The 26332-nt window shown below is 59.6% G+C and carries 24 protein-coding genes; 9 read left to right on the forward strand and 15 right to left on the reverse strand.

Annotated elements, in window-relative coordinates:
• Positions 1-150: 150 nt before the first annotated feature.
• The gene (locus tag DWV32_RS07445) at positions 151-753 is read left to right on the forward strand and encodes an HdeD family acid-resistance protein (protein WP_089572072.1); all 603 of its coding nucleotides are present in this window, start codon (positions 151-153) and stop codon (positions 751-753) included.
• Positions 754-1236 carry a DUF188 domain-containing protein gene (locus DWV32_RS07450; protein WP_089572074.1) on the forward strand — a complete coding sequence of 161 codons (483 nt, stop codon included), beginning with the start codon at positions 754-756 and terminating at the stop codon, positions 1234-1236.
• Between the two features lie 165 nt (positions 1237-1401).
• On the opposite strand, the gene DWV32_RS07455 is transcribed toward DWV32_RS07450, so the two are convergent.
• On the reverse strand, positions 1402-2490 hold the full coding sequence (locus DWV32_RS07455; RefSeq protein ID WP_089572076.1) for a putative manganese transporter: 1089 nt from the start codon (positions 2488-2490) through the stop codon (positions 1402-1404).
• A 171-nt stretch (positions 2491-2661) separates the two neighbouring features.
• Here DWV32_RS07455 and DWV32_RS07460 point away from each other — a divergent pair, with 171 nt between their 5' ends.
• From DWV32_RS07460 to DWV32_RS07480, 5 genes are all read left to right on the forward strand, one after another.
• Positions 2662-3630: a DNA polymerase III subunit epsilon gene (locus DWV32_RS07460; protein WP_089572078.1), complete on the forward strand. Its 969-nt coding sequence runs from the start codon at positions 2662-2664 to the stop codon at positions 3628-3630.
• 640 nt (positions 3631-4270) lie between these two features.
• A complete protein-coding gene (locus tag DWV32_RS07465) occupies positions 4271-5392 on the forward strand; it encodes a hypothetical protein (protein ID WP_117817598.1) in 1122 nt (373 codons plus the stop codon).
• A gap of 389 nt (positions 5393-5781) precedes the next feature.
• On the forward strand, positions 5782-6147 hold the full coding sequence (locus tag DWV32_RS07470) for a helix-turn-helix transcriptional regulator (protein ID WP_055252065.1): 366 nt from the start codon (positions 5782-5784) through the stop codon (positions 6145-6147).
• 63 nt (positions 6148-6210) lie between these two features.
• Positions 6211-6429 (forward strand): cation transporter, encoded by a 219-nt coding sequence (locus DWV32_RS07475; RefSeq protein WP_089572082.1) that lies wholly within the window; start codon positions 6211-6213, stop codon positions 6427-6429.
• 99 nt (positions 6430-6528) lie between these two features.
• On the forward strand, positions 6529-8481 hold the full coding sequence (locus DWV32_RS07480) for a heavy metal translocating P-type ATPase (protein WP_187361843.1): 1953 nt from the start codon (positions 6529-6531) through the stop codon (positions 8479-8481).
• A gap of 224 nt (positions 8482-8705) precedes the next feature.
• Here the strand turns inward: DWV32_RS07480 and DWV32_RS07485 are convergent, their stop codons facing one another.
• The 9 genes from DWV32_RS07485 to DWV32_RS07525 all read right to left on the reverse strand — a co-directional run bounded on the left by DWV32_RS07485 (position 8706) and on the right by DWV32_RS07525 (position 18500).
• The gene (locus DWV32_RS07485) at positions 8706-9083 is read right to left on the reverse strand and encodes a metal-dependent transcriptional regulator (RefSeq protein ID WP_089572084.1); all 378 of its coding nucleotides are present in this window, start codon (positions 9081-9083) and stop codon (positions 8706-8708) included.
• Positions 9084-9271: 188 nt separating this feature from the next.
• On the reverse strand, positions 9272-10042 hold the full coding sequence (locus DWV32_RS07490; RefSeq protein ID WP_089572086.1) for a Cof-type HAD-IIB family hydrolase: 771 nt from the start codon (positions 10040-10042) through the stop codon (positions 9272-9274).
• Positions 10043-10048: 6 nt separating this feature from the next.
• Entirely contained in the window at positions 10049-11908 is a 1860-nt protein-coding gene (locus DWV32_RS07495; RefSeq protein WP_089572088.1) for an ABC-F family ATP-binding cassette domain-containing protein, read from the reverse strand.
• Between the two features lie 296 nt (positions 11909-12204).
• Positions 12205-13080 carry a phosphate ABC transporter ATP-binding protein PstB gene (gene pstB / locus DWV32_RS07500; protein ID WP_117757752.1) on the reverse strand — a complete coding sequence of 292 codons (876 nt, stop codon included), beginning with the start codon at positions 13078-13080 and terminating at the stop codon, positions 12205-12207.
• Complete coding sequence (pstA, locus tag DWV32_RS07505) at positions 13077-14003, reverse strand: phosphate ABC transporter permease PstA (protein ID WP_117757753.1); 927 nt, start codon at positions 14001-14003, stop codon at positions 13077-13079. Before pstA ends, pstB begins: the two co-directional genes overlap by 4 nt.
• Positions 13996-14904: a phosphate ABC transporter permease subunit PstC gene (gene pstC, locus DWV32_RS07510; protein ID WP_117735919.1), complete on the reverse strand. Its 909-nt coding sequence runs from the start codon at positions 14902-14904 to the stop codon at positions 13996-13998. The genes pstA and pstC overlap by 8 nt, the downstream gene beginning before the upstream one ends.
• 24 nt (positions 14905-14928) lie before the next feature.
• Positions 14929-15864, reverse strand: a complete 936-nt coding sequence (locus tag DWV32_RS07515) for a phosphate ABC transporter substrate-binding protein (protein WP_117757754.1) — start codon at positions 15862-15864, stop codon at positions 14929-14931.
• Positions 15865-16346: 482 nt separating this feature from the next.
• A complete protein-coding gene (locus DWV32_RS07520; RefSeq protein WP_117757755.1) occupies positions 16347-17783 on the reverse strand; it encodes a M20 family metallopeptidase in 1437 nt (478 codons plus the stop codon).
• 54 nt (positions 17784-17837) lie between these two features.
• On the reverse strand, positions 17838-18500 hold the full coding sequence (locus tag DWV32_RS07525; protein ID WP_089572099.1) for an HAD hydrolase-like protein: 663 nt from the start codon (positions 18498-18500) through the stop codon (positions 17838-17840).
• A 156-nt stretch (positions 18501-18656) separates the two neighbouring features.
• Here DWV32_RS07525 and DWV32_RS07530 point away from each other — a divergent pair, with 156 nt between their 5' ends.
• Positions 18657-19517: a DegV family protein gene (locus tag DWV32_RS07530; protein WP_117757756.1), complete on the forward strand. Its 861-nt coding sequence runs from the start codon at positions 18657-18659 to the stop codon at positions 19515-19517.
• A gap of 221 nt (positions 19518-19738) precedes the next feature.
• Here DWV32_RS07530 and DWV32_RS10150 read toward each other — a convergent pair whose 3' ends face one another.
• On the reverse strand, positions 19739-19990 hold the full coding sequence (locus DWV32_RS10150) for a hypothetical protein (RefSeq protein ID WP_147324151.1): 252 nt from the start codon (positions 19988-19990) through the stop codon (positions 19739-19741).
• 266 nt (positions 19991-20256) lie between these two features.
• Here DWV32_RS10150 and DWV32_RS07535 point away from each other — a divergent pair, with 266 nt between their 5' ends.
• Entirely contained in the window at positions 20257-23241 is a 2985-nt protein-coding gene (locus DWV32_RS07535; protein ID WP_158566110.1) for a DEAD/DEAH box helicase family protein, read from the forward strand.
• A gap of 64 nt (positions 23242-23305) precedes the next feature.
• Here DWV32_RS07535 and DWV32_RS07540 read toward each other — a convergent pair whose 3' ends face one another.
• From DWV32_RS07540 to tgt, 4 genes are all read right to left on the reverse strand, one after another.
• Entirely contained in the window at positions 23306-23614 is a 309-nt protein-coding gene (locus tag DWV32_RS07540; RefSeq protein WP_117757758.1) for a type II toxin-antitoxin system YafQ family toxin, read from the reverse strand.
• A 2-nt stretch (positions 23615-23616) separates the two neighbouring features.
• The gene (locus tag DWV32_RS07545) at positions 23617-23916 is read right to left on the reverse strand and encodes a type II toxin-antitoxin system RelB/DinJ family antitoxin (RefSeq protein WP_117757759.1); all 300 of its coding nucleotides are present in this window, start codon (positions 23914-23916) and stop codon (positions 23617-23619) included.
• 112 nt (positions 23917-24028) lie between these two features.
• The gene (locus DWV32_RS07550; RefSeq protein ID WP_117757760.1) at positions 24029-24787 is read right to left on the reverse strand and encodes a TIGR00730 family Rossman fold protein; all 759 of its coding nucleotides are present in this window, start codon (positions 24785-24787) and stop codon (positions 24029-24031) included.
• 213 nt (positions 24788-25000) lie between these two features.
• Positions 25001-26140, reverse strand: coding sequence for a tRNA guanosine(34) transglycosylase Tgt (tgt, locus tag DWV32_RS07555; RefSeq protein ID WP_055285790.1), 1140 nt, complete (start codon positions 26138-26140; stop codon positions 25001-25003).
• Between the last annotated feature and the right edge of the window lie 192 nt (positions 26141-26332).

Genomic DNA, 26332 nt, shown 5'->3' on the forward strand with positions numbered 1-26332 from the left:
CCTGTTGAATAGAAAACCGCGACGTGGGGAACAACGGAAACAATTCGGGACCTTTGGGTTACGTTTCGCCCTCCCCGACCCATACGCCAGCGCCTTTAAGCGATACTGGTTGTAACGATCAAGGCTTACGCCGCACGGAAAGGAGACGTTATGGGTATCTTTAGGAACGATGACCAAAAATCGAGCCAGTTTGGATTTGACGAGAAAAGTATGGCGGGCAAAGCCGTCAAGGCCGTGCGCTGGATCTACGCCATCACGGGCGTCGTGGCGCTCATTGCTGGCATCGCGCTGCTTTTTGCACCCGCCAAGTCCCTCGTCTTTTTGACGACCGTCCTTGGTTTTTACTTTGTAATCACCGCTGCCATCAGGCTGTTCACTGCCATTTTTGAGCCGCTGCTGCCCACTGGCTGGCGCGTGACGAGCATCATCTCCAACCTACTCATTATCCTGGGCGGCGTCATAATCCTGCGCAACCAGGCCTTCTCGACCGCGACACTCACCACGATGGTGGTTGTCGTGGCCGGCTTTGGCTGGATTGTCGAAGGTGTCATGTCCATTCTGGAGTCCGAGCTTTCGTCCAACCGCGCCCTTGCCATCCTGAGCGGTGCACTCTCCATCATCGCCGGCATGTTCGTGTTTATCTATCCGCTGTGGTCGGCCAAGATGCTTGTCATCTTTAGTGGCGCCGCGCTGCTGGTGTTTGGCGTAACGCTCATTGTTCGCGCCATTCAATTTGGCAAACTGGTGCACTAGATGCCGCGAACGCTCTTTATTGATGCCGACGCCTGCCCGGTCACGCGCGAGTCGATTGACTGCGCGCGGCGGGCGGGCGTCGCCGTTGTTATCGCCGGCAACAGCACGCAAAACCTGGAACGACACATTCGCCGCGACGACCCACGCGATGCCGAGCACGCGCGACGCGGCTTTTGGGTCACGACGCTCGACGTGAGCGTGGGCGCCGACAGCGCCGACTTTGCCATTGTCGAACGCCTGCAGGCGGGCGACGTGGTCGTGACGCAGGACATTGGCTTGGCGAGCATGGTGCTCGGGCGCGATGCCGCCGCCATCGGTGTGCGCGGGCGCGTCTACGACAAAGCGACCATCGACATGCAGCTGTTTATTCGCCACGAGGAAAAGAAGGTGCGCCGCGCCGGCGGACGCACTCGCGGACCGGCGGCATTTACTAGCGAAGACCGCGACCGCTTTAAACGCAACCTCACCGAGCTGTTGCGCTAACCAAGGTAGATTTTTGGGACATGCCTAAAATCTACCTTTTTGTCTTGAGCGGTGTGAGCGCTCGGAATCCATGGCTCAACAAAAAAACGGGCTTCAAAATGCCATGCGTCGCCGCATTGCGCAGGCGCTGAGCATGGCTATTTGAAGCCCATTTTTTAGGCCTACTTAGAGGCCAACGGCGGAGAGGATGAGGCCCCAGCCAGTGCCGATGACGTACATCATGATCAGGAACACGGCATTTTCGCGGGCGCTGCGGTTGGTGCGGAACAGCACCAGATAACCCACGCCGGCGGAAATGAGCGTGCCGGCGAGCATCGGCGCCAGTTGCAGCGCGCCTTCCAGATACAGCTGTGTAATGACCACGCTCGCCGAGCAATTGGGAATCAGCCCGACAAGCGCCGAACCCAGGACAGCGAGTGTCTCGTTGCCGCGCAGGAACTGCTCGATCGCGGACTCGCCGAACGTCTCGAGCACGGCGACCAGAATCAGCGTCACCAGAAAAATGAATACCGAGACCTGCACGGTGTGCGAGATCGCACTGCGGATGATCGACAGGACAGGCGTCCCTTCGTGGGAGTGAGAGTGACCGTGACCATCATGGTGTTCATGTTCGCCCTCATGACCGTGATCGTGGCCATGTCCGTGTTCGTGCTCGTCCTCGTCTTCATCACAACCGCAATGGTCGCGCTCGCACAGCTCGTGGATGTGGTCGGCGCTCACGCCTGCCTCGGCCACCTCGTCGATGATGTCACCGCCGCTGTGGTCGTCGTGCGCGCAGTTCACGTGGGCCGGGTTGGCCGCGGTTCCCAGCACGGTACGGCGAATCGCCGCGTGCGCGCGGGCGTTACGGCGCAGGCCGCGAATGGCAGCGTCCACGATAAAACCCGTGACCAGTGCGATCAGCGCTTTCGAAGCCAAAAGCATCGCCATAGTCTGCACGGGAACCTGCTCGGCAAGCAACAGCGGCAGCATCTCATCGGAGGTCGAAAGGAACACCGCCACCAACGTGCCCAAGGTCACGACACGGCCGGCGTACAGCGTTGCTGCCATGGCCGAAAATCCGCACTGCGGCACCATGCCCAGCAGCGAGCCAACCACGGGACCCGCAGCGCCGGCGCGCTTGATAGCGCCGTTGACGCGGTCGCCCGCAACGTGCTCAAGTGTCTCGAGAGCAAGATACGTCACCAACAAAAACGGCACCAGCGACAGCGTGTCCTTGCCGGCGTCGAGCAGAATATCAATCAGTAAATCCATGACGGATGGAACCTTTCGTGTCTTTCGGCAGCATTGTAAAAGTCCTAGCGGTCAACTAGGGTATTGTAGTTGTCCCGGGCGCGGTGCCAATAGTTGCCTATGGTAAACTATCATCTCGCCATAACTCAGTAACCTCGAGCCGCACAACGCGGCCCGTCCAAGGAGTAGCATATGAACGTATCGCAAGCACTCGAATACGAGCGCCAGCCGTTTATCCCCATGTTTATCTACGGCGACCACGGCGCCATGGAGTCCGAGCGCCAGAAGGGCGAGGAGGCCCTCAAGGTGCTCGAGACCGAGTACTTTACCGCCGAGGGCGACCCCGGCTTCGACTTTGCCACCGTGCGCGACCTGGCCGACCGCAACCGCGACCTGTGCGACCAGATTGGCGAGGCGCGTCTGCGCAACGTGACGCCCGCGACGCTCTCGCGCGGCCTGTCCGATGCCGACACCTGCGCCGCCATCGGCAAGATGCAAAAGCGCACCGCCGCGTCCGTTATGCGCGAAATCCGCGGCGACCGCGACGCGCTCGGCGTGGCCTACGCCCGCAAGCCCATCCAGGGCACCGTGCTCGGTATCGACATCGAGACCACCGGCCGTGCACCCGAGCGCGGCTATATCATCAACGTGGGCTGGGAGATCATGGAGCTCACCAGCGACGCCGTCCCGCATGACGCCGAGGCACACTACTGCGGCCTGCCCGACATCTACCGCGGCGAGGATGTGCCGTTGTCGAATATCCACCACATCACCTGGGACGACATCGACGGCAAAAAGCCGTTCCGCGAGAACAAAGAGCTGCAAAAGCAGCTGCTCAAGCTTATGAAGAAGTACCCGTACATGGCACACAACGCCGCCTTTGAGGACAGCTGGTTCAAGATCCACCTGGACGGCTACGCCGAGGCACGCCGCGCCGGCAAGATCATCGTCATCGACTCGCGCCAGATCTGCCGCAGCCTGGACGCCGACGTGCGCTCGCTCCCCCGCGAGTCCGCCCCAGCCGCGCTCGAGAACTGGGCGCGCCGCCGTGGAACCCTCGCCGCCGACGCCAACGAGCAGCACCTGGGCTTGGACGACACCGACCTCATGCTCCGCACCGTCCAAGCCGAGTTCAACCTCAAGAACCTATTCGCGAAATAACCGATCCATCTGCGGGAGCGCCTGCCAGGCACAGCGCAATCCGTCTGGGCACACCGGCACGCAGTAAACTAGGGCGCAGCCTTATGGCTGCACCCTAGTTTTCATCAAAACGAGCAAATACGCGTGCTTCACATAGTCGGCAGGTTGGCCCACCTACATTTTTCGAGTTGTTCGGCCAGCTGAACCACTAGTCAAGGCCCCTTGAACCGCAATCGAGCGCTATAGTCGCCCCAATTTCGCAACCAAGCCCTATAAATCTACCTGAATCAATTCGAATAGGACGTTGCGATCGCACCATTCGTATAGGATAAGGCCGAATAACTCAAATTATGTTGGTGAGGCATCTGAGCGGTCGGCAAAAACGCTTAGAAGCTACGAATCCGCAACTAAAGTTCACCAAAATGGGGCAGCCGACAGAAACCTCCCCAGCCGAAGCTGCCCCCCCTCAATACGACAGCTCAAAAACCCACCGTTCGCAGAAGATAAGCCGCGCCCCAATACCGTTGCCCGAAGTTTCGAGCGTATATGGCGTCCGCTATGCCATCATGCGCGTATGGGAATCGTTCTGTCACATACCACGGCACGCGCTGTATACCAAACAGTCAACTCGCTCGCAAGCCACGCGACCGATCCCATATCTATGGAAAAGATCAAGGTGTCTGCGCCGACCACGTCCAACCTGGAAGCGGCGCGAGCATGGCTCAACAGAAAGAATGTCGATTCTGAAAGCATCCATGTGCTGACGTTTTCCAATAATGCCAAAAGGCACCGCAAGGGCTGCATCTGCCACTGCACGCGCTATACGTTTGATGCAGAAAGCTACCTAGAACTCGAGCCGAACGTCTACATCGTCGATATCAAGCTGTGCGCGTTAGAAGCAGCAGCCGACCTCAACCTTTCGGAGCTCGTTGAGTATTACTTTGAAATCTGCGGCTCCTACGCGCTTGGAACGTCCGACGAAACTCAATATCGCGAGCGCCCAGCCCTAACCAGCGTTGAAGAGCTCAGAGCCTTCTTTTCAGAGGCATCGGGGTATCGTGGATCTAATAAAGCACTTAAGGCACTTTCTTATGTACGCGAAGGCTGTCGCTCCCCACTCGAAACGGCGTTTGTCATGATGCTGACAATGCCCAAGTCAATGGGTGGCTTAGCCATACGCGCTATCAAAACGGACTATCCGATCCCAGTCCCCAAAAGATACGCCGCCCTAACGCGACGGACGGTTTTCTACCTCGACGCGCTGCTCGAAAATTCGATGACCGATATCGAATACAACGGCTTTTACCACGACGAGCCCGAACAGCAATCAATTGACGAGGAACGCCGAAACACGCTGCGAAACATGGGATATGCCGTTATCACAGTTAGTCGTCATTCGTTTTTCAAGCAGTCCGCTTTTAGGCGGGTCATGGAAGCGATTCGCATTCGCGAGAAGATATGGCCCGGTCGACTCCCGGATAACTTCGCCATCCTGCAAGAAACTCTTCGTCAATTTGTCTTGCGGCGCTACTTCGAATACGGTCGCCGCGTCCTGGAGACACTCAAAGAAGAAGAGGCCGCCAAGCGCGAAATTGCAAGCCAATATCCGCAAGCTGATGACCCGAGCATCAACGATGTGCCAGAACCCGACGACATGCAACACGTCGGGGCCCTTGCTGAGGAAATCAATGGGCCTTGGGAATGCGACATGTTCGCAAAAATCGATGAAAACCGCACGGAAGACGACACGATTATTGATCTAATTGAGAATTCGCTCTTCTAAAGACGATCTCTGCGGATGTCCACCTACATTTTTCGACTTATTCGGCCACCGATGTGCCAGATTGGCTGCAGCAATGCTCAATATAACTTTAGATAAAACTGATTCTGCAGGAACTCCCGTAGAGGAAGAACTGATTCTCGCGGTATTTAACACGATAAAGTACAAATATGAACAGTTCTAATGCTTCTCAAGGTGGCTTTCTTAGCATGCTGGCCGAACATCTCGAAATATGTTGGCGAGCATTGCGTCGATGTCTCCCAACCCGCAGAAAATCGCAGAGGCGGCAAACAGTCATCGAAATTAACGTAAATTGTATTGACATATGAACATGCGCTCATATAATCGGAAGTAAGTTATATGAGCGCATGTTCATATGAAAGGATGTTGCAATGAGCAGCCACGCTGATGAAACAAAGACTGGCATCGAGGCCACCGAGCCGATCGTCCCCACCACCTGCTCGCCCGAGGACCTTCCCGACGAGGAGCTGTTGTACGACCTGGCCGACCTGTTCAAGGTCTTCAGCGACACCACACGCATCAAGATCCTCTATGCCCTCATGGGCCGCGAGCTCTGCGTGGCTGACATCGCCGAAGCGACCGCAACCTCGCAGTCGGCAGTATCGCACCAGCTGCGCACGCTTAAGCAGTCGCACCTGGTCAAGTTCCGCCGCGACGGCCGCAACATTCTCTACTCGCTCGCCGACGATCACGTCTACACCATGCTTAACCAGGGCATGAGCCATATCTGCGAATAGCAATCAACCACGGTATCAGCGCGGCCGGCACCCAGACCGCTAACACAGGGAAAGGAACCCACCATGAAAAAGCAGTTCAAGCTCGACGAGATCGATTGCGCCAACTGCGCGCGCGAGCTTCAGGACGAACTTGCCAAGCTCGAGGGCGTCAAGTCCGTTTCGGTCAACTTTATGACCCAGAAGCTGACGCTCGAGGCCGACGACGCCAAGTTCGACGAGGTCCTGGACCGCGTCGTTGAGTTCACCGCCGACGCCGAGCCGGACTGCGAGATCATTCTCTAACCCGCGCATACGTTGACCTGCGAGGCCGCGCTTGCCGCGGCCTTTGCTCGCGAAATTATATGAGCGAGTGTTCATAAACTCAAATGAGAGGTTTGAATCATGACAGCCGCCGATCCCAAAAAGAAAAAGAAGAAGCGCAAGAAGAAAGAGTCCCTTGAGCATAAGCGCAACCGCATCCTGGTAGCACTGGGCATTTTTGCCGTTGTTTATGCCCTCGACGAGCTCGGCGCCCTCACTATCGCATTTGGGGAGCCCGGCAACATCTACGCCAGCTTTGTGCTGTTCCTCGTGCCGTTTTTGATTGCCGGCTACGACGTACTGCAAAAGGCATTCAATAACATCCGCCGCGGCAAGGCCTTCGACGAGAGCTTCCTCATGGCCGTCGCGACCATCGGCGCGTTTGCCATGGTGCTCTTCCCCGACACCGACCCGCACATGGCCGAAGGCGCCGCTGTCATGCTGTTCTACCAGGTCGGCGAGTTGTTCCAGGCATACGCCGTGGGCAAGAGCCGCAAGTCGATCAGTGCCATGATGGACATCGCGCCCGACTACGCTAACGTCGAGCAAGCCGACGGCACACTCGAACAGGTCTTTCCCGATGACATCGCCGTCGGCACCGTGATCGTGGTCAAGCCCGGCGAGCGCGTGCCTATCGACGGCGTCATCGTCGAGGGCGAAACCCAGCTCGACACCGCCGCACTCACGGGCGAGTCGGTCCCCCGCCCGGCCAAGACCGGCGACGATATCATCAGCGGTTGCATCAACATGACGGGCCTCATCCACGTGCGCACCACCAAGCCCTTTGGCGAGTCAACCGTCGCGCGTGTTCTGGAGCTCGTGGAGAATGCCAGCGAAAAGAAGGCGCGCACCGAGAACTTCATCACGCGCTTTGCCCGCGTCTACACCCCCGCCGTCACTGGCGCTGCCGCGGTGCTCGCGCTTGGCGGCGGCCTGGTGACTGGCGCTTGGTCCGATTGGATCCTGCGCGGCCTGACCTTCCTGGTCGTCAGCTGCCCGTGCGCCCTCGTGATCAGCGTACCGTTGAGTTTCTTTGGCGGCATCGGCGGCGCGTCCAAGCTGGGCGTTCTCATCAAGGGCTCCAACTACCTCGAGACGCTCGCCGACGTGGACACCATCGTCTTCGACAAAACGGGCACCCTCACCAACGGCACGTTCTCAGTCGTCGCGGTGCACCCCGAGGCTGGCTATACCGAGCAGTCGCTGCTCGAAGTCGCAGCCCTTGCTGAGTCGTTCTCCGATCACCCCATCGCGCAGTCCGTGCGCGACGCCTACCAGGGCGAGGTCGACCCCAAGCGCGTGAGCGACTCCGCCAACGACGCGGGCCACGGCGTGACGGCAACCATCGACGGCAAGCACGTCGTCGTTGGCAACGCCAAAATGCTCGCCGCGGCCGGCGTTGAAGCACCGGACTGTGAGGTTGTCGGCACGATCCTCCACGTGCTCGTTGACGGCGTGTACGCCGGCCACATCGTGATTGCAGACACCGTTAAGGCCGATGCGGAGCAAACGATTCGCGACCTGCATGCCGCCGGTATCAACCGCACCGTCATGCTCACGGGCGACCGCGAGGAGGTTGCAGCGTCTGTGGCCAAGCAACTCGGTCTCGACGAGTTCCACGCGCAGCTCCTGCCGGGCGACAAGGTCGAGCGCGTTGAGGCGCTACTCGCGGCCGAAAGTGGCAAGGGCAAGCTCGCCTTTGTCGGCGACGGTATCAACGACGCTCCTGTGCTTACGCGCGCCGATGTGGGCATTGCCATGGGCGCCATGGGCTCCGACGCCGCGATCGAGGCCGCCGACGTGGTGCTGATGGACGACAAGCCGTCCAACATTTCCCGCGCGATCCGCGTGGCGCGCAAGACCATGTCGATTGTTTGGCAGAACATAATCTTTGCGCTGGGCATTAAGCTGCTGATCCTTGTGCTGGCAGCGCTGGGTATCGCCAATATGTGGCTTGCCGTCTTTGGCGACGTAGGCGTGGCGATCATCGCTATCCTGAACGCCATGCGCGCGATGGGTGTCAAGAACCTGTAGCGCCTGTGGTCCCTCCGGCCGGGACCGGGCTTGGTTTTGAAAACGTCCTCGACCAATGAAGCGCCCCCGTTCTGCTCCTTCGGAGCTACGAACGGGGGCGCTTCTGGTCTGCGGAGTGTTTTCAAAAACCAAGCCCGGTCCCGGCCTGCGGTAACGTTGCTGGCGGTTCTTGGGCATCGCTTGCTGGCGGGGTTCCTTGTCTGAGTTGGACTTGGTTGGCGGGGCTACTGGTCCCGGTCGCTGTCCCGTCCCAGCATCGCCCTCAGCTTCTCAAAGCTTTCCTCGCTCAGGCAGTGCTCCATGTGGCAGCCCTCTTGCGACGCGACCTCAGCCGAAACACCCGCATCCTCCAGCAGCCCCACGAAAAAGCAGTGGCGCTCCCACATTTGACGGGCAACCTCAAGACCGCGTTCCGTCAGATGCACGTCGCGTTTGCCCATCTCCACGTAGCCGGTGCTCTCCAAGGCCGCCATGGCTTTAGAGACGCTTGCTTTGGTTACGCCCAAGTATTCGGCAACGTCGATCGAGCGCACGATGCCCTGACGTTCCGATAGAACGTAGATCGATTCGAGATAGTCTTCTCCGGATTCACGCAGGGCCATGGGCCGCCTTTCGCGATGGCTTCTAGTTAGCCTTTGGATACTTTTGCTTGATTTACTTTACCGCAAAAGTTGCCCATGTCTTACTACTTTGCCTAAAAGTTAGCCGTGTTTCACAAAACGTGCGGGACGAAAACAAAATGGGGACGCCCCGCAAGGAGTGTCCCCAGGCGCCGGGTGCCGGCCCGCAGTTACATCAGCCCAAAGTGCTTGGCGGCGTTGTAGATGCCGTCGTCATCCACGGCGGTCGTCACATAGGTCGCTGCAGCTTTCACGGTCTCCTGCGCGTTGCCCATGGCCACACTTGTGCCCACGGCCGAGAACATCGACAGGTCGTTCTCGCCGTCGCCAAAGGCAATCGCCTCGCTCGCGTCGACACCCAGGCGTTCCAGCGTCGCCGCGACACCCAGGTCCTTACCGCCGTTGGCAGGGATAATGTCGCAGAACAAATCACACCAGCGCGTAGTGAGAGAATGCGACACCGCGTCGGTCACGATATGTTCGTCGGCAGGGTCCACAAAGGCGCAGAACTGGTAGACCGGCGCATCGAAGGCATGCTCAAACGGTTCCTCGTGGTAGACAATCCCCGCGTTGCTGCCGGCCGTCACCACGCGCTCGGACAGGCGGTTCACAAACGAGTTCTCGCCCTGCATACACAGCGAGTCATAGCGCCCCTGCGCCACCTGGTCCACAATCGCCGCGACGTCGTCCGAATCGATCGGGCAGCTGCGGTAAACGCCCTTGGCATCAAAACAGTGCTGACCCGAAAGCGTGATGTACGCATCCCAACCAAGATCGAACAGCCAATCGGGCATCTGATAGGTCGGGCGACCCGTGGCGATCACGCACGCAATCCCCTGCTCATGAAAGCTGTCGAGCACCTGCTGCGCCGACGCCGGAATCCGATGGGTCTTAAAGCTCAGCAACGTGCCGTCGATATCGAAAAACGCGGCCTTGATCATCCTCGCCTACTCCTCGCCCTCGAGCTTTTCGCTCGCCTCGAGCCACGCCATCTCCAGCTCGTCCATGGCGGCATGGGCCTCGTCGATCTTTGCCTGCTGTTCGCCCAGCGCCGTGTAGTTGGTGGGATCGACCTGGGCCATGGCGGCCTCGGCCTCCTCCACGCGGGCGCGCTGCGTCTCCATCTTGCGCTCGAGCGAGCTCACCTCGCGGCGGAGCTTCTGGCGCTCGGCATTGGAAAGTCCGTTGGGCTGGCCGCTCGACTTGGGCTTTTCGGCTGCAACCGCTGCGGCGCCGGTGTCGAACGTGCCGGTCTTGGCGCTCGGCGCGCCCACGGGCTCGCCCTCGGCAGTAGCGTTGCACAGGCGCAGGTACTGGTCGACGCCGCCGGGCATATGCGTCAGATGACCGTCAAGCAGCGCCCACTGCTGGTCGGTCACGCGCTCCATCAAGAAGCGGTCGTGCGTCACCAGGATCAGCGTGCCCGGCCAGCCGTCGAGCAGGTCCTCGACAATCGCCAGCATGTCGGTATCCAAGTCGTTGCCGGGCTCGTCCAGGATAAGCACGTTGGGCTCGTCCAGGATCGTCAGCAGCAGCGACAGGCGACGGCGCTGGCCGCCCGAAAGATCGCCGATGCGGCTCCAGAGCTGCTGCGTCGTAAAGCCCAGGCGCTCGCAGAGCTTCTCGGGCGAGGTCTCCTTGCCGTCGATGACATAATACTTCTTATAGTTGCTCAGAACCTCGCGGATCGTGTCACCCATGTAGGGCTCGAGCTCCTCGAGCTGCTGCGACAGCACGCCAAAGCGCACCGTCTGGCCGATCTTCACGCGGCCGCGCAGGGGCGCGATCTTGCCCTGAATCACGTCGAGCAAGGTCGACTTGCCGGCGCCGTTCTCACCCAGCAGACCATAGCGGTCGCCCGCGCCGATAAGCCAGGTCACATCGGAGAGCACCTGCTTGGGCGCGCCGTCGGTATCGGCATAGCCGGCGTCCACGTCGATCACGTCGATGACCTGTTTGCCCAGGCGACTCACGGCGAGGCGCTTGAGCTCCAGCTCGTCGCGCACGGGCGGCACGTCGGCGATCAGCTCGCGGGCGGCTTCCACGCGAAACTTGGGCTTAGTGGAACGGGCCTGGGCGCCACGGCTCAGCCATGCAAGCTCCTTGCGCGCCATGTTGCGACGGCGCTCCTCGGTAACCGCGGCCATGCGGTCGCGCTCCACGCGCTGAAGGATATATGCGGAGTAACCGCCCTCGAAGGGGTCGACCTGGCCGTCGTGGACCTCCCACATGCTAGTGCAGACCTCGTCCAAGAACCAGCGATCGTGCGTGACCACGAGCATGGCGCCCTGGCCGCGCTGCCAGCGAGCCTTAAGATGGCGTGCAAGCCAGTTGATGGTACGCATGTCCAGGTGGTTGGTGGGCTCGTCGAGCATGAGCACGTCGTAGTCACCGATCAGCAGGCGCGCGAGGTCCACACGACGGCGCTGGCCGCCCGAAAGCTCGCCCACCATGCCCTCCCAGGGCACATCGCTAATAAGGCCAGCGAGGATCTGACGTGTACGCGGGCTCGAGGCCCACTCGTACTCAGGCGTGTCACCGACGACAGCATGATGCACGGTGTCGGTATCGACCAGGTTGTCCTTTTGGCCGAGCAGGCCGATCGTGGTGCCGCGGCGATGCGTCACGCGGCCGTCGTCGGGCTCCAGCGTGCCGGCGAGTACACTCAGCAGCGTCGACTTGCCGTCGCCGTTTTTGCCGACAATACCAATACGGTCGCCCTCGCCCACGCCGAGCGTTACGCTATTAAAAATATGCTTGGTGGGAAACTCTAGGCTGACGGAATCGCATCCCAAAAGAATCGCCATATGCCCTGCTCCTTCGTAGAAATTCAACGTTGTCCATGATAGCAGCGAGCCCCACCCCAAAACCTGCCAAAAAGGGACAGGTTTATTTTGGCAGGTTTTATCTGGGCAAACGTCAGGGCGCTCCGAGCACGCTCCATGGTAAAACGTTAACCTGCCACAATAAACCTGTCCCTTTTTGGCAGGTCGAAGGACGTGAACAACACAAAAAGGCGGGCCATCTCCCGCAAGAGATGACCCGCCTCTCCAATCAGTCCCGCGGCAACCGTGGCCGCCGCGGGCCTCAAGCATGTCCCGGACTAGGAGAACATGCCGGTGAGGTAATCATTCAGCCGCTTATCCTTGGGCCGTTGGAAAATCTCGTCGGTCTCGTCGTACTCGACCATATCGCCCATGTAGAAAAACGCCGTGCGGTTGGACACGCGCGACGCCTGCTCCATGTTGTGCGTCACGATGACGATGGCGCGGTCGGCCACGATCGACGACATGAGGTCCTCGATCGCCAGCGTCGAGATGGGGTCGAGCGCCGAGCAGGGCTCGTCAAACAGGATTACGTCGGGGTTGAGCGCCAGCGTGCGCGCAATGCACAGACGCTGCTGCTGACCGCCCGAAAGCGCGTAGGCGCTCTTGTCGAGCTTGTCTTTGACCTCGTCCCACAGCGCGGCACCGCGCAGACTTTCCTCGACCATGCGGTCGAGCTCGTCACGGTCGGTGATGCCGTGGCGCTTGGGCGCAAAGGTGATGTTGTCGCGAATGGACTTGCGGAAGGGGTTTGGCTGCTGGAACACCATGCCGATGGAGCGACGCAGCTCGTACGTGTTCTCGGTCTTGGTGTTCACGTTGCGCCCGCGGTAGTTGATCTCGCCCTCCACGCGACAGCGGCGAATCTCGCGATTCATCAGGTTGAGGCTACGCAAGAAGGTCGACTTGCCGCAGCCCGAAGGCCCGATGAGCGCCGTGATCTCACCCTTGTGGAAGTCGAGCGACGTATTGTGCAGCGCATGGTGGTCGCCATAGTACACGTTGACGTCCTTGGCGGAGAGCACGACCTCGTCGCTCACGGCCTTGCCGCTCACGCGCACGCGCCTCTCGCTCTCCCCCACGCTCGACAGAAAGTCCTGGGGGGTGTCGGACGTGGCCGCCTCGGTTGCGGGCGTCGCATTCGTCTCGCTCATTCGGCCGTCATCCTCCTTGCCAGTTGCTTGCCCACGATACGGGCGACTACGTTAAACAGCAGCACGCAAATCATCAGCAGTGCCGCAGTGCCCCAGACGATCTGCTGGGCCTCGGGGCTGCCCTCGCCATAGATCTTGTAGATGTGCACGGCCAGCGACTCGCCGGGACGGAACACGTTCCAGGCGCAGGTGGGGCTCGACAGGTTAAAGCTCAAGAAGTTCAGGCGAACCGGCGAGCTCATGCCCGAGGTAAAGAGCAGCGCCGCGGCCTCGCCAAACACGCGGCCGGCCGAAAGCACGATGCCGGTCACGATGGCGGGCATGGCCTCGGGAATCAGGATGTGCAGTGTGGCCTCCCAGCGAGTGAGGCCCATGGCCAGGCATGCATCGCGCTGGGCCTGCGGCACGTCCTCGAGCGCCTGCTGAATCACGCGCACCAGGATGGGGATGTTGAACATGGTGAGCGCGACGGCGCCGGAGATGATGGAGTACTTCCAGCCCAGCTGCACCGAGAACACCAGAAAGCCGAACATGCCTACGACAATGGAGGGCAGCGAGGACAGCGTCTCGATGGCGGTCGAGGCGATGTCGCGAATAGGCCCATCGGGCGCGTACTCAACCAAAAAGACCGCGCCGCCCAGGCTGATGGGCACCGAGATGATCAGGGTGATCAGCAGCAGATAGAACGAGTCGAACAGCTGGTAGAGCACGCCGCCCTGCGTTCCGTTGGCGCGTGCGGGCTGCGTGAGAAAGCCCGGCTGGAACAGCGTCGAGATACCCTCGAACAGGATGTAGGCCACCATGGAGACGACGATAAGCATGACGATGGCGACAATCGCCGTCAGCACGCCCGTGGCGATGCGGTCCTGCTTTTGGACAAGCCCGAGTCTCGCCTCGTCGATGTGGATGCGCGTGCTAGCCACGAGCCTTCGCCCCCTTGCGGCCGATAAGGTGGATGATCAAGATGAAGATGAGGCTCATGCCCATCAGCAGCAGACCGAGCGCCCACAGGACGTCGTCCTGGGCCGAGCCCTCGGCATAGACCGCCATGGACGTGGTGAGCGTGGTGGTGATGGTAGACGCCGGCGACAGCAGCGACGTCGGCATGGCCTCGATGCCGCCAATGACCATGCGCACGGCGAGCGTCTCGCCAAAGGCGCGGGTCATGCCAAGGATGACTGCGGTCATGAGCGACGGCATGGCGGACTTGAGCACCACGTGCCAGATGGTCTGCCAGCGGGTGTAGCCCAGCGCGAGCGAACCCTGGCGGTAGCTATCGGGCACGGCGCGCAGGCCATCGACCGAAAGCGTGGTCATCGTCGGCAGAATCATGACTGCCAGCACGATAGCGCCGGGCAAGATACCCAGACCCGTGCTCACATGGAAAACGCTCTTCATAAGGCCGACGACCACGTGAAAACCGATCAGGCCAAAGACGACCGAGGGAATGCCGGTCAAAAGCTCAATAAGCGGCTGAAAGACCTTGGAGCCAAACTTAGGCTGGATCTCGACCGCAAAGATGGCAGAGCCGATGGCGATGGGCAGCGCGATGAGCGTGGAGAGCACCATGACCGCAAACGAGGTGACGATCAGGGGCAGGGCGCCGGTGTAGGGCAGGCCGTTTTCGGCTGTGTTGGCCAGGTCCCACTTGGTGCCGGTGAAGAACTCGACGACCGAAACGCCGTCCTTGAGAAAAGCCGAGAGGCCCTTTTGGGCGACCATAAAGATGAGCGCGGCAACGACAAGCGTCACGAGCGCTACGCACGCGCCCGTGACGCCCAGGCCCACGTTCTCAAGGTCGCGCTTTGGCAGCTGTTTTGCCATTGCAAACCTTTCCGGGGCGATTACTTATTTAGCGGAGACCTTGCCGCTGGCGTCCTTGACGACCTTCATAGCAGAGACGGGGATAAAGCCCTGCTCCTCGACGAGCTTGCCCTGGACGTCGTCGGAAAGCATGAACTCCAGGAAGGCCTTGGTGGCCTCGTCGGCGTCCTTGGAGCAGTACATGTGCTCGGTCGCCCAGATCTTGAAGGAGTCGTCGGTGACGTTTGCGCTCTTGGGCTCCACGCCCTCGACCTTGATGGCGTTGAACTTGGAGTCGTCGAAGTGCGAGAAGTCGAGGTAGGAGATGGCATTGTCGGTGCTGCCCATCTGAGTCTGGACATCGCCGGACTTGTCGAGCTCGGCGTCGCCCTTAAAGTCGACGGCCTCGTCGCCAAAGACGGCGGCCTCGAAGGTGGCGCGGGTGCCGGAGCCGGCCTTGCGGTTGAGAACGACGATCTTGGCGTCGTCGCCGCCGACCTCCTTCCAGTTGGTGATCTGGCCGGAGAAGATACCCTTGAGCTGCTCGAGGGACAGGTCGTCGACCTTGACGTTCTTGGAGACGACGGGGCCCATGCCCACGACGGCGACCTCGTGGTCGACGAGGTTCTTGACCTGGTCGGCCTCGAGCTTGGTCTCGGCGAAGACGTCGGAGTTACCGATAGTGACGGTGCCGGCGGCGACAGCGGTCAGGCCCTTGCCCGAACCGTTACCCGAGCCAGAGACGGAGACGTCCGGGTTGGCATCCATGAACTTCTCGGCAGCGGCCTCGACGAGAGCCTGGAACGAAGAGGCGCCGTCGTAGGTCACCTCGCCGGAGACGGACTCGGCGGCGGCGCTACCCTTGGCGGCGGCGTCGGATGCGCCGGAGCCGCCACAACCAACGAGACCGAGACCGACGATGCTGGCAAGACCACCAGCGAGGCCGAGGAACTGACGACGAGAATAAGCCTGATCGAGCATGATCTTCCTTTCATACATGCGACTCGCGGGCACCCTGCCCGCTTTGCTGAAAGGAACGATACGGCCCCGACCGGGCAGCGGCTGCGCCAACTGCGGTTTCTTACGGGCATTTGATAGGCCCTTACCGCAAGCGCGGCTCGGCTTTACAAACGAATAACAAACCCGCCGCCAAGCATGACCCGCCTTTTACAAAGTAGTCATTGGGGACGTTCTTAAACGACCACCCCAGCGAGCGAGGATTATTGGACACTCAAATAACGAGAGTGGATAATCTCCCACTTTGAGCCTGTACACAGGCCAAAAACGGCAGACTATCCACTCTCATTCCGAGATGAGCTGCTACGCGGGCTGGTAATACCGCGTAACCCCAAGCGAGATATAGGGGTTTCCCAGGTGCCCGAGATTGCCCCGAAAGAGGAGCGCCGCGTACTTTGGTACGCAAGCGACGGTTTGAGGGGCAAGGTCGGGTGCCTGGGGAAGCCCTAGAGCTCGAGTTCGTTGAGGCGAAGGATCGCCACGATATAGATCTTGAGCGCCTGCTTGAGCTGTTCTTCGCTGGCGCACTCGTTGGGGCCGTGCATCTGGCCGCCCCATGCGGGCAGTTCCAGGCCAGTCTCCTCGGGACCAAACGAGACGGCGCGGGCAAAATTGCGCGCGTACGTGCCGCCGCCCATGGCAAAGGGCTCTGCATGCTTGCCCGTAAACTCGTTGTAGGTATCGATGAGCGCCTTCACGGCCGGGTCGTCGGCAGAGACCGAGAACGGCACCTTTGTACGACCCACGCGGCACGTCACGCCAAAGCGGCCCACGAGCGGCTCGAGCTGCTCACGGATGGTATCGGCGCTCGTGCTATCGGGGAAGCGCACGTCGATGACCTGCTCAATGTGGCCATCTGCCACACGAATGACACCGGGGCTGCAGGTAAGCGGGCCAAACGCCGGACTCGTCGCATCGATACCCAGGCCGCGACCATAGGCGTCCGCATGCACAAAGGCCAGGAACTTGACGAACTCGTGCTCGGCAGGCGTCAGCAGGCGCTCGTCGCGTGCACCAAACGCGTCCTCGGCCTCGCGCAGATACGCCACGATCAGCCCGACGGCGTTGATCGTTCCCTCTGGCATCGAGGCATGACCGCCAATGCCGTGGGCGAAAATCTGCGCATGCCCGTTATCAAGCGCCGTGATCTCCAGGCGGTCGGCGTTCTCAACGGGCGCCGGCAGCTCATCGGCGGCAATCGCGAGCTCGCAGATGGACTGCGACGGAATGGCATTGCTCGCCTCGGAGCCGCTCCACGACACGATGCGCCCGCCGTCGATCTTGGGACTCACGAACGTCGCCCCAAACTGGCCCTTCTCGGCATTGCAGACCGGAAACTCGGCATCGGGCGTAAACAAAAAGTCGGGGTCTGCGTGGTTCTCCAGATAATGGTGAACGTCGGACATGCCCACTTCCTCATCGCAGCCCAGCAGCGCGCGGAAAGTATAGCGCGGGGTAATGCCGTGCTTGAGCAGATAGGCGCCGGCGTAGAGTGACAGCACCGCCGGACCCTTGTCGTCGATAACGCCGCGGCCGAGCAGCCAGCCCTCGCGACGCTCCAGCGCAAACGGGTCGGTGTTCCAGCCCGGGCCGGCGGGCACCACGTCCACGTGGCAGATGGTCGCGAGCTGCTTGTCGCCGCGGCCAGGGATATCGGCAATGCCCACATAGCCCTCGTCGTCGCTCGTCTGATAGCCAAGCTTCTGCGCGATGCCGAGCGCACAGTCGAGCGCGTCACGGACCGGGCGGCCAAACGGCGCGCCGGGCTCTGCATCGGCAGAAACTGCCACGGACGGATAGCTCACCAGCTGCTCGATATCGGCGACGACATCTTCCCAGACCTCGTCGACATACTCAGCGACGCTCTGCTCCACCTGATTCATAGACTGCCTCCTTACCAATGAGCGGCAAGCGTACCCGCCCCTCACATTTAGTTCCTAGATAGAGAAAAGTTTAGCAAGCTCGGCCACCGAGTGCACCACTGCATCGGCACCCGCCGCCTCATGCTCACCCGGCGCCGCCGCGCCCGAATAGATGCCGATGCACGGCACGCCCATCGCGTGCGCGCCCTCGACGTCGTTAAAGCGATCGCCGATCATCACGGCATCGTCCGCCGTCGCGCCGAGCGCCGCCAGGGCATCGCGAACCGAATCGGCCTTGGTCTCGCGCCCCTGCGGCGGATTCATGCCAACCACGGCTTCGAACTGAGAAAGACCAAGCTCATGCACCATGTCGATGCATTTGGCCTCCATGCGTGACGTCGCCACGGCCATACGCTTGCCCCGGGCGGCCAACTCATCCAGCAGCTCGGGAATCCCATCGAACACGGGGTACTCCTCCGGTCCCAGCTCATCAAAAAAGGCGCGGTACTCGTCGGCCACCACAAGCGACTCCTCGCGGGAAAAGCCGTAAAAGTCGTGAAAGCTCTTCCACAGGGGCGGCCCGATCATGCGGCGCAGATCACCCATCTGCGTCTCCGAAAACCCGCGCGCAGCCAGCGTCTTGCGCGTCGAGGTCATCACTGCCCGACCCGTATCGGCCACCGTGCCGTCAAAATCGAACAGCACAACCGGCCGCTCGCAAAGTTGCAATGCCGCCATCGGCACCCTTCTTCCCCAGTTGATGATTTCCACACCACCGCTTCAAACTGTTGACTATTCAACAATTGAACCTAGCAATGTAGAGCAACTCCACTATACTTGTCGCACTTTGCTTTCAGAAGGCGGCGCTGCCGCGCCCCAACGAAAGGTGCAATTATGTCTTTTGCCATCATAACCGACTCCACGTCGGACATCTCCCCCGCCCGTGCCCAAGAGCTCGGCATTTACGTGATTCCGCTGCATGTGATTATCGAGGGCGAGGACCTGCTCGACCAGGTGCAGATTACCGCCGAGGAGTACGTCGCCCGCATGGCCGGCTCCGAGCAGCTGCCGCACACCTCGCAGCCGAGCGCCGGCGAGTTCAAGGCACTCTTTGACCGCGTACGCGCCGACGGCCACGATAGCGCGATCTTTATCTCGCTGTGCAGCGAGTGGTCCGCCTGTTATTCCAACGCGCGCCAGGTGGCCGACACCCACGAGCTCGACGTGCGCTGCATCGACTCGCGCACGGGCTCGGGCGCCGAGGGCCTGCTGGTGGAGTACGCGCTCGCCATGCGCGAGGACAGCCGCAGCCTGGACGAGACCGAGGCGCAGATCCGCGCGACCCTGCCCGACGCTCACCTGCTGCTGATTCCTCGCACGCTCGAGAACCTCGTTAAGAACGGCCGCGCGCCCAAGCTCGCCGGCCACCTCACGCAGATGCTCAACATTCGCCTGGCCGTTTCGCCGGAGTGGAAATCGGGCGAGATCAAGGTCATCAAAAAGGGCCGCGGCGCCAAGCGCATCGTCGCCAACACCATGGCCGACTGCCTCGCGTTTTTGGCTGAACACCCGGGTTCGAGCGTGCGCGTGCTCACGACCGGCGCCGCCGAGGAGCAGGAGCTTGTCAACGAAGCACTCGCAGGCCAGGACTACGTAGACGCCGGCACCGGCCCCATCGGCTGCACCATCGCCACCCACGTAGGCGTCGACGCCATCGCCATCAGCTATTGCCCCCGCTACCAACCTGCCAATTAGGGACAGATTTATTTTGGCAGGTTTTATCTGGGCAAACGTTAAACGCTAACAGACCAGTCCGACAAGATCGGACCTGTCGGGGCTGTCGAACAGCCATGGTGCAACCAGCCCCAGCAAAGCCGTCACGCCGGCACGCCCCAACTCAAAGCGCGCCGGCGTTGCTTTAAGAGTTGCGGCGGGACGGTGACCGCTTGAGCCGAAAAGCCGCGAACCGCTTCCCATTACGCCGCAACTTCATTGCCGCCCAACCAGCCAATCGAGAAATTGGCGGCGATCGATGCTTTGTCCAACCCCCTTGCGATACCCTCTGGGCAAAAAATGGCAAATATGAGTACTGTTACCAGTTTAGTAACAGCGAAATCTGGCTGAATATGCCGTCTTCCACCAATTCCGAGCGTCATAAAGTCCCGAATCGCCATGTCGAGAGGGTTGGTTATATCAAATTTCGGCCGATTGGTCTTAAATACGTTCAAGATGATATGATACTACCCCAACAACAGTACTCATATTTGCCATTTTTTGCCCACAGGGTCTATTCGAGGGCGGCTCCCGGGGTCTCCAGCCCGCCTCATAGCCGCTCAAACCCATTCAGCAACAGCCGCCGCACATTTTGACACCAGCTGAACACCACTCACGGAGTCGCATTCCACTATCACCGAACCTAAATCGGAATCGAGCGCCCAAAAAACCAAAATAACGTACCCTCATCTCAATGGACCATGAGAAGAACGGCATTTACATGAGCACCGTCACGCATCAATACGCCCTCATCGGGGGCGCGTTATTCCAATTCAAGGAAGCAGTCTCTCACGTATCGGAGCCGCACAGCCAAATCGTCATCTGCAGCAACGGCCCAGACATCCGCTACGCAACGCTCGAAGAATGGGAGAAAGCCGGAAAATCTTTCGACAAGCGAGCGCAGGTTGAGGGCCTCGTCACCAGCACGAGTTCAGCGCGCGAAAAACTCGAGCTCTTTCGCAATCTCTTTACTGGCCGCAAAGATGTTTACGCCCATGGGTACCGCAGAAAAGACGGGGGTATCGGCTATACACCTGCCTGCGCAAATGAGTGGAAACCGGGCATTTGTCCCAAAGCGAGCCATCAGAGAGTCAAATGCGCGGAATGCGGCAGCCGCGTCTTCCCCGAGTTGAGCAATGCCGCGATCATTGACCATTTCAAAGGCAGCGACGACAGGCTCCGAGACGTCATAGGTCAGTATGTTCTCGACAGTGACAGCAACACAAAAGTTCTGGTCATTGATTTTGACGGAGCCGATTGGAAAGAAGCGGCAAACGCCATTCGGCTTGTCGCAAAAAGCCATGGAATCGATGCTGCAGTTGAGCGATCGAGATCAGGCAACGGCGCACATGTCTGGTTTTTCTTCCTAGAGCTCACCAGCGCAAAGACTGCAAGAGATTTTGGAAGCAGCCTTATCGCCGAGGCGGCGATGCTCAACAAGACAATCACCTTCGAAGCTTTTGACCGAATGATGCCCGCGCAGTCCACCATTCCTGAGGGTGGCTTCGGAAATCTCATAGCGCTGCCCTTTCAAGGAAAAGCGCAGCGAGAAGGAAACAGCGTATTTGTTGACGAGCAATTTGACCCCTTTCCCGATCAATGGCTTTATCTTTCGCAAATCCAGTTGATCCCGCGCGTGACGGTGAAAAGTTTGCTCGAAAGCATCGAGAATAGACCGTATGGATTATCAGCTGCAGTGGCGGCAAACACCGCCGCACCGCATTCCCAGAGGCCGCGAAAGCGGCTTCCGCTCACGCAGCGGGACTTCCCGCCATCGCTACCCGTCACGCAAGCTGATATGCTCTACATTACCGAAAAATCACTGAGCCCGGCAGCCCAAATGGAAGTCCGCAGGCTTGCAACATTTGCCAACCCGGAATTCTTTCGCGCGCAATCAATGCATCAATCAGTATTCGGCAAACCGCGCTACATAGACCTCAGCGAACTTAGAGATGGCTGCGTCGCGATCCCCAGAGGCTGCAAGGCTCAACTTGAGCGTCTGCTTCAAGAAGCCGGCGTTGCTGCCCACTATTCAGACAAGCGCGTATCGGGCAATCCAATTGGGATGGCATTTAAAGGGATGCTTCGCCCTGAACAGCAAATTGCCGCTGAACAGATGCTCGGCTATGAAGACGGGATCATGTCTGCACCGACGGGTTTCGGCAAAACCGTCATTGGAGCCTATCTTATTGCTGCCATCGGTCTTCCAACGCTCGTCATCGTTCCCAAGACTGCGCTCATTGCCCAATGGAAATCCCAGCTCGAACGCTTTCTCGACATCACGGACAACAGGGAGCCCGTCCGAACCCCAAAAGGACGAATCAGCAAAAGGCAGCCTCCACTCATTGGACAAATCGGAGGCGGCAAGACCACCATAAGCCGTCTCATCGACATTGCTTCATTCCAGTCTCTGTCCGGCAAGGACCCCCAGACCGGAGAACCAATAGCCAAGGAGCTCGTTCGCGATTACGGTCTCATCATCTGTGACGAATGTCACCATGCGGCCGCGCCACAGCTTGAGCTTGTGCTCAAGTCCGCTCCAGCCAAATATGTATACGGCCTTTCCGCGACGCCTGAACGCTCGGACGGACTCACGCGAGCACTCTCAATGCTCTGCGGCCCGCTTCGCCATGTCATTGATCCAAAAACGCAAGCAATCCAACAGGGAATTCAGCGCGTTATTAGGCCGCGTTTTACCGGAGTTCGACTACCCGCCTACGAACCAGGGGCGTCCTTTAATCAAGTTCTCGATCTCCTGTGTGCGCACACAGAGAGAAACAAAGCAATTGTCGACGATGCCCTCGAGACCGCGTCAAACGGTCGACATCCGCTTGTGCTATCCAAAAGGAAAAAACATGCCGAAGAGCTATGTAGACTGCTTCAAAGCCGCGGACACGAACCTATACTCTTAACCGGAGAAATCGACGCCAAAGAAAGAAAGGCAATACTGAACAGCCTTCCCGGCTTCGAGCATGAGCATCGAATTATCATCGCAACCGAAGGCCTTCTGGGCGAGGGTTTCGACCTGTCTTACCTTGACACTCTGCTCATTGCCACACCGATATCTTGGGACGGCAGCATAACGCAGCAGGCAGGCAGACTACATAGAAGTCACGAGGGCAAGCAGCGGGTTGAGATATTCGACTATGTTGATTTGTCGATACCCATGCTCGCGCGCATGTACCAGAAGAGACTCAAGACCTACGCCAAGCTGGGGTATGAAGTCTTTGCAGCAAATGACAACAAACGGGCCGATCAAAACATCCTCGTTAGGCCGGCAACAGCCGTGGAGGCATTAGCGGATGACATCGCGCGCGCAATGAAAAGCATTTTTATTGCCGCGCCCTACGCATCCGCTGCATGCCTCGCAAAGCTCGCTGCCGTACTCACAGGCGCCGCCGCCCGTGGGATTGCCCTTGAGATTTCAATTGCCTCGACTCCGCACAATGACGTGAAAGCGATTTTTACCGAGATGAACGTCGACTATTCCATCAAAGCCGAAGGGCGCCTGTGCGCGTCAGTAATTGACGAGGAAACCGTCTGGTACGGAACTATTCCATTACTGGCCTTTCCTAAGAAAGAGGACTGCAGCATCCGTTTCAAAAGCAGCGAAGTTGCAGCCGAGCTTTTAAGCGAAATCCAGCGAAGAGGAGAACCGGAGGTCGCAGCCACGAACGGGATGTCTCCAACAGTTACGGTGGAATAGGGGCCGTTTTTGGCCAATCGGCCGCGAATCAATCCCTATTCCCCCGCGAATCATAAGCGAGCAATCAGCCCTGCGGACCCTGGAACAGCTCCTCATGCGAGCCCATTCTGACCAGCCGGATCACAGGATTAGTCTTATGCGGCAAATAAATAACGACCACATCGACCAAGCCATCGGATAGATGAAAGTCGATGTGGCCGTTGTAATTGCCGCCCGGGTTTGAGAGCTCGTGGGCACCATATTCCGCGGGAAGCGAGCCGTGAGCCGCAAGCTCTGCGACTGCCGCCTTAAACTCGGTTTTTAGCTGCGGATGGATGCGCATCGTCCGTTTGTAATCCGCCTTAAACTGAGCCTCGACCTTAATCTCAAACATCGCTAGTCCTCATCGAGGAATGATATAAGCTCATCAGCGTTATTGAATGACGGGCTGTCGTCCGGCAGAATCCCCAACTCATGAGCTTCGGCGATCACCATGGCACGCCTCGTTGCCTCGTTGGGCACCTCCGCCCTTCCTACGATCTCAAAAGGAATCTTTCGCTGATTTACCAGCTGCCGAACAGCAAGGTTGAGATACGAATTGAGACTCAGACCAACCGTATCCAAGAACTCAGTCGCCTGTTCCTTGAGCCCCTCTTCGATGCGAACCGTCGTGGGCTTAACCGTTGCAGTAGTCATACGCGACCTCCTCGCCTCGTCTTTTACATCAGTATACCCAGTTTAGATGGCAGACTGATGTTAAATAGCATCAGTTTACCGTTCTCATTACTATAACAACAATCACAGCACCCTACATCAGTCCGCTCAGGGCAATGTCGACGGCTTCGTTGAGGTCGTCGGTGATGTGCACCAGCTCCGGATCGAGCGGACTGATCATGCCGGCGTCCATCACCGGACCGTTGAGCCAGTCGAACAGGCCCTGCCAGTACTCGCTGCCCACCAGCACGAGCGGCATGCGCTTGACCTTGTGCGTCTGCACCAGCGTGAGAACCTCGAACATCTCGTCGAGCGTGCCAAAGCCGCCGGGAAATACGATGGCGCCCGAGCTGTACTTAACGAACATGGTTTTGCGCACAAAGAAGTAGCGGAAGTCCATGCCGAGGTTCACGTATTTGTTGAGCCCGTGCTCATGCGGCAATTCAATGCCTAGGCCAACTGACTTGCCGTTGACACTCGCTGCTCCCCTGTTGGCCGCTTCCATGATGCCGGGGCCGCCACCGGTGATGACCGCCACGCCACGTTGCGCGATCTTGCGCCCGACGGTGCGCGCCGCCTTGTAGAGCGGATCGGTCTTGGGCGTGCGGGCGCTACCGAAGATAGTCACCGCAGGTCCAAGCTCGGCAAGTGCGCCAAAGCCATCGACAAACTCTGCCTGAATTCGCAGCACGCGCCAGGGGTCGGCGTGCAGCCAGTCAGTCGACTCCTCGGGCGCCAGCAGGTTGGCGTAGGTGTTGTCCTTAGGAATCATGGGGCCGCGCATGACCACGGGGCCGCGGCGGTACGTCTCGTCGTAGGCAGGCTCGCCCTCGACGTTCTCATTCTTAATCATGGGTACTCCTATCGAGAAAAAGAAAAACGGGCGGGGTCGACGCTATGCGTCAAACACCCGCCCGAGCATCAACTATTCGGTATGGTACCCACGATGCATCAAGCACTTGCAAGCTATCGGTCAGCGGTCGCGCAGCCGGTGTCAACGAATGTGACGACCGGCTGGCGCCCGACCATTGCCGTTGCCCACGCTCTGCAAGCGTGTCTGTCGCCCTTAGTAATCCACCGCGGCAGGACTATTCATCCAATCGCTCACGAATGCGCCGTAGCGGCCCTCGATAATGGCCTGGCGGGCACGCTGCATAAGGTTGAGCAGGTAGTAGATATTGTGCATCGAAAGCAAAATGCCGCCGAGCATCTCCTTCTGCGTGACCATGTGGCGAATGAGCGCGCGGCTGTAGCCGCCCGTGCACACCGGGCAGGTGCAGGTGGGGTCGATGGGGCCGTCGTCGTGCGCAAAGCGCGCGTTACGGAAGTTAAGGCGACCTTCACTGGAGAACGCCGTACCCATGCGACCGGTGCGCGTCGGCAGCACACAGTCGAACATGTCGATGCCCACGCCCACGCCGCGTACGAGCGTGGTGGGGTTGCCGACACCCATCAGGTAGCGCGGCTTATGCTTGGGCATGTACTCGCTCACGAGCGGCGCCAGGGTCTCGAACATGGTCTCGTGATCCTCGCCCACCGAATAGCCACCGATACCATAGCCCGGGAAGTCGCCGCACTCCTCCAGATGGCGCAGCGAACGCAGGCGCAGATCCAGGTGCATGCCGCCCTGAACGATGCCAAAGAGCGCCTGGTCATCGCGGGTATGCGCCTTATAGCAGCGCTCGGCCCACATGCTCGACAGCTCAACGGCGCGCTCAACGTAGGCGCGCGTGGCGGGATAGCCCGGGCACTGGTCGAGCTGCATGCAGATATCGGAGCCGAGTTTCATGGCGATTTCCATGTTGTCCTCGGGCGTCCAGAACACGTGGCGACCGTCGTAGTCGTTGACGATAAAGCGCACGCCCTCGTCGGTGAGCTTGACGGCGTCGTTGTGGCTGAACACCTGGAAGCCGCCCGAGTCGGTGAGGATGGGGCCGTGCCAGTTCATGAACTTGTGCAGTCCGCCCAGCTCGGCGATGGTGTCCTCGCCGGGGCGCATGGACAGGTGGTAGGTATTGGCGAGCACGATCTGCGCGCCGAGCTGTTTGACGGTCTCGGTGGGAATGCCCTTGACGTTTGCCTTGGTGCCCACGGGCATAAAGATCGGCGTCTCGATATCGCCGTGCGGGGTATGCAGCACGCCGGCACGCGCGTGCGTGGTCGGGTCCTCGGCGATCAGGTCGAATTTAAAAAGGCTCTGGTCCATAAACTGGAACTCCTTGGTTGCGGTTCATACGCAGACCATTATACGAGCAACCATCGAACCGCACCGACTCGACAGAAACTGGTGCATTAAATGACTACCCATGAGAGGCCTTCTACCAACAACACAAATGCCGATGTTATGGCACCGACAGACACTATGACCCAATCCGAGGGCACTGAAAAGATAGGAGCC

The organism is Collinsella sp. AF04-24 (assembly GCF_003465685.1).
GTDB lineage: Bacteria > Actinomycetota > Coriobacteriia > Coriobacteriales > Coriobacteriaceae > Collinsella > Collinsella aerofaciens_AP.